At 62.3% G+C, this 4,387-nt stretch carries 3 protein-coding genes; 2 read left to right on the top strand and 1 reads right to left on the bottom strand.

The genetic code is table 11. The features are described 5' to 3' along the window. Positions 1–87: 87 nt before the first annotated feature. Complete coding sequence (locus NUV89_RS27995) at positions 88–846, bottom strand: Nif3-like dinuclear metal center hexameric protein (RefSeq protein WP_017735178.1); 759 nt, start codon at positions 844–846, stop codon at positions 88–90. Positions 847–948: 102 nt separating this feature from the next. Between NUV89_RS27995 and algW the strand changes: the two genes are divergently transcribed. After that, the gene (gene algW / locus NUV89_RS27990; RefSeq protein ID WP_017735177.1) at positions 949–2,103 is read left to right on the top strand and encodes a Do family serine endopeptidase AlgW; all 1,155 of its coding nucleotides are present in this window, start codon (positions 949–951) and stop codon (positions 2,101–2,103) included. 112 nt (positions 2,104–2,215) lie between these two features. Further along, on the top strand, positions 2,216–4,312 hold the full coding sequence (locus NUV89_RS27985) for a TonB-dependent siderophore receptor (RefSeq protein ID WP_257783868.1): 2,097 nt from the start codon (positions 2,216–2,218) through the stop codon (positions 4,310–4,312). The last annotated feature ends 75 nt before the right edge of the window (positions 4,313–4,387 follow it).

The following is a 4,387-nucleotide window of genomic DNA, read 5'->3' as shown; positions in this document are numbered from 1 at the left end:
AGAAACAGATGTGCTGACTGAACCACCGCCTTCGCGAGCAAGCCCGCTCCCACACAAGCTCTACCCACATGAGTTCTGTGGTGGGGCTTAGATCGGATTTGGACAGTCGATGAACAGATGCTCCAGCGCAAACCGCCGCGCCAGGTAATCCCCCAGCGCCTGCACGCCATAACGCTCGGTGGCGTGATGGCCAGCGGCAATAAAGCTGATGTCGTTTTCCCGCGCACTGTGGAAGGTCTGCTCGGACGCTTCGCCGCTGAGGAACAGATCGACACCCGCCGCAATCCCATGGTCGATGTAACCCTGGCCACCCCCGGTGCACCAGCCCACGCGGCGGATCATTTCACTGCCCTCGATCAGCAGGGGCTCGCGGCCCATGACTTCCTGCACGCGGCGCGCAAAATCACGCGGCGACAACGGCTCGGCAAGGGAACCGACCAGGCCGACGATCTTGGCGTCATTGGGGTCCAGCGGGCCTTCGACGGTGATGTCCAGCTGGCGTGCGAGCTGCACGTTGTTGCCGACATCGGGGTGCAGGTCCAGCGGCAGGTGGTAGGCCAGCAGGCTGATGTCGTGCTTGAGCAGGGTTTTCAGGCGGCGCTGCTTCATGCCGGTGATGCAGGGGTTTTCGCCTTTCCAGAAATAACCGTGGTGCACCAGCACCAAGTCAGCCCCGGCTTCGACGGCCGCGTCCAGCAGGGCTTGGCTGGCGGTCACGCCGCTGACGATGCGCATCACCTGCGGGCGCCCTTCCACTTGCAGGCCATTGGGGCAGTAATCGGCGATTTTCGAGCTGTTCAGGTAGCGGTCAGCTTCATCGACTAATGTGCTCAGGGCAACGGCCATAAAAGACTCCTAAATATCCCGTTCGAAGGCACTCACAGCCTCGTATAATGCGCGACATTATGGGCGCTCTCCCGCCCCCTGCAACCTGTCAGGACTTACTTGATGCTCAAGGCACTGCGTTTTTTTGGATGGCCATTGTTGGCTGGCGTGCTGATCGCGATGTTGATTATTCAGCGTTATCCCCAGTGGGTGGGCTTGCCCAGCCTGGATGTAAACATGCAGCAGGCACCGCAGACCAACGCGGTGGTGCAAGGCCCGGTGACCTATGCCGACGCGGTGGTCATCGCGGCGCCGGCCGTGGTCAACCTGTACACCACCAAGGTCATCAACAAACCGGCGCACCCGTTGTTTGAAGACCCGCAGTTCCGTCGCTACTTCGGCGACAACGGGCCCAAGCAACGGCGCATGGAGTCGAGCCTGGGTTCGGGCGTTATCATGAGCCCGGAAGGCTACATCCTCACCAACAACCACGTGACCACCGGCGCCGACCAGATCGTGGTGGCCTTGCGTGACGGCCGCGAAACCCTGGCCCGCGTGGTCGGCAGCGACCCGGAAACCGACCTGGCAGTGCTCAAGATCGACCTGAAAAGCCTGCCCTCCATCACCCTCGGCCGCTCCGACGGCCTGCGCGTGGGTGATGTGGCACTGGCCATCGGCAACCCGTTCGGCGTCGGCCAGACGGTGACCATGGGCATCATCAGTGCCACCGGGCGTAACCAGCTCGGCCTGAACAGCTACGAAGACTTCATCCAGACCGACGCCGCGATCAACCCCGGCAACTCGGGCGGTGCGCTGGTGGATGCCAATGGCAACCTGACCGGCATCAACACGGCGATTTTCTCCAAGTCCGGCGGTTCCCAGGGCATCGGTTTTGCGATCCCGGTGAAGCTGGCGACGGAAGTGATGAAGTCGATCATCGAGCACGGCCAGGTGATTCGCGGCTGGCTGGGCATTGAAGTGCAGCCGCTGACCAAGGACCTCGCCGAGTCGTTTGGCCTGACCGGGCGCCCGGGCATCGTGGTCGCCGGGATCTTCCGCGACGGCCCGGCGCAGAAAGCCGGCCTGCAACTGGGTGACGTGATCCTCAGCATCGACGGCGAACCGGCCGGTGATGGCCGCAAGTCGATGAACCAGGTGGCACGGATCAAACCGACCGACAAGGTGACCATCCTGGTCATGCGCAATGGCAAAGAGATCAAGTTGTCAGCGGAAATCGGCCTGCGCCCACCGCCGGCGCCGGTGAAAGAAGAGGAATAAACGCCCTCGCCCAGGTGCCTGTTCGCAGGCACCTGTAAGCGCACATTTCATAGCGATTCATTCTCATTAGGCATGTTATATTGTTTCAATATCGACATTGGAACGCTCTATCATGCCGTCTCGAAGAATTGCCCCCCTGGCTGGCCTGGCCCTGGGTTTACTGCTTGATCCCGCTTTCGCCGAAGACAACACCCTGGAACTCGACACCATCAGCGTCACCACCGACGCCTATGAGTCCGCTACCAGCCCGGTCAAAGGCTACCGCGCCACCCGTTCGGCCAGCGCGACCAAAACCGACACGGCACTGCGCGACATCCCACAATCCATCAGCGTGATTCCCGCCACGGTGCTCAAGGACCTGGGCAGTACCAGCGTCGAGCGCGCCCTGGAGTTTGCCGGCGGCGTGTCCAAGCAAAACAACTTCGGCGGCCTGACGCTCTACGAATACAGCGTGCGCGGCTTCACCACGTCCGAGTTCTACCAGGACGGTTTCAGCGCCAACCGTGGCTACCCGAGCACCCCGGACGCGGCCAACATCGAGCGCATCGAAGTGCTCAAGGGCCCCGCCGCCAGCCTGTACGGGCGCGGCGATCCTGGCGGCACGGTGAATATCGTCACCAAGAAGCCCCAACCCGAGGCCTTCACCACCCTGCAAACCAGCGCCGGCAGCTGGGACCGCTACCGCACCGCCCTCGACGTCAACACCCCGCTGGACAGCGAAGGCCAGGTGCTGTCGCGGGTCAACCTGGCGGTGGAAGACAACCACAGCTTCCGCGATCACGTGCAGAGCAAACGCGTGTTCGTCGCGCCGTCGTTCAGCTGGCAACTGGACCCGGACACCACCCTGCTCGTCGAAAGCGAATTCGTGCGCCATAGCTCCACCTTCGACCGCGGCATCGTCGCCGCCCCCGGCGTATCACGCTCCACCTTCCTCGGCGAGCCCAACGACGGCGACATCGACAACCACAACAACCGCCTCCAGGCCGCCCTCGAACATCACCTCAACGATGCCTGGAGCCTGCGCCTGGCCAGCCACTACAAACAAGGCAGCCTATGGGGCGACGCCTCGGAAAACCGCGCGCTGAACGCCGATGGCCATACCCTCAACCGCCGCTACCGCGAGCGCTCCATGGGTTGGCACGACAGCATCACCCAGCTGGAACTGCGCGGCCTGTTCGACATTGGCAGTTGGCAGCATGAAGTGCTGGTAGGCACGGAGTACGAGGACTACCGCAAGAAGGAACGCGTGACTGCGATTGCCGGCAGCCCCTACGCCATCGATCTCTACAACCCGGTCTACGGCCAGGCCAAACCCAACGGCGCGCGCGGCGGCACCGACTTCTTCGAGCAGACCAAAAGCCACGCGCTGAACCTGCAAGACCAGATCGTCTTCACCGACCGCCTGCGCGGCATGCTCGGGGCGCGCTTCGAGCATTTCGAACAACGCATCGACAACTACATCGGCAACACCCCGCCGACCCAGCAAACCCACGACGCCCTGACCCAGCGCGCCGGCCTGCTGTACCAGCTCACGCCGCAAGTCGGCGTGTTCGCTAACGCCTCCACCTCGTTCAAACCCAACAGCGGGCTGGACGCCAACAACAAGGGCTTCAAGCCGGAAGAAGGCGTGGGCTACGAAGTGGGAATCAAGAGCGAGCTGTTCGACGACCGCCTCAGCACCACCCTCGCCGCGTTCCATATCGAGAAGGAAAACGTGCTCACGCTGGACCCGGCCACCAACCTCAACCGCGCCATGGGCAAAGCCCGCAGCCAGGGTTTTGACCTGCAACTGACCGGGCAAGTGACGGATGCCGTACGGGTGATTGGGGCCTTTGCCTACATCGATGCCGAAGTAACCAAGGGCGATAAAGCCATTCCCGCCGGCAGCCGCATCCTTGGCGTGGCCAAGCGCAGCGGCAGCCTGTTGGGGGTGTATGAATTCCAGGATGGCGCGTTGCGCGGGTCGGACGTGGGGGCGGCGTTTACCTATGTAGGGGATCGTTCCGGTGAGGCGGGTACGCGCTTTGAGCTGCCGGCGTATCACACGGTGGATGTGTTGGCGCATTACAAGGCTACGGAGAATGTGACGGTCGGCTTGAATCTCAACAACCTGTTTGATGAGAAGTATTACGAGCGGTCCTACAGCAACTATTGGGTCAACCCGGGCGAACCACGCAACCTCACCGTCAGCCTGACCCTCAATTTGTAACGCGGTAAAAACTGTGGGAGCGGGCTTGCTCGCGAATGCGGTCTTTCAGTCACAGTATCATTGACTGACCCACCG

Origin of the sequence: Pseudomonas sp. 18.1.10 (assembly GCF_024655625.1) — a bacterium.
Lineage (GTDB): Bacteria > Pseudomonadota > Gammaproteobacteria > Pseudomonadales > Pseudomonadaceae > Aquipseudomonas.
The sequence above is the reverse complement of the archived record's forward strand: the minus strand, read 5'-3'. Positions and strand labels throughout refer to the sequence as shown.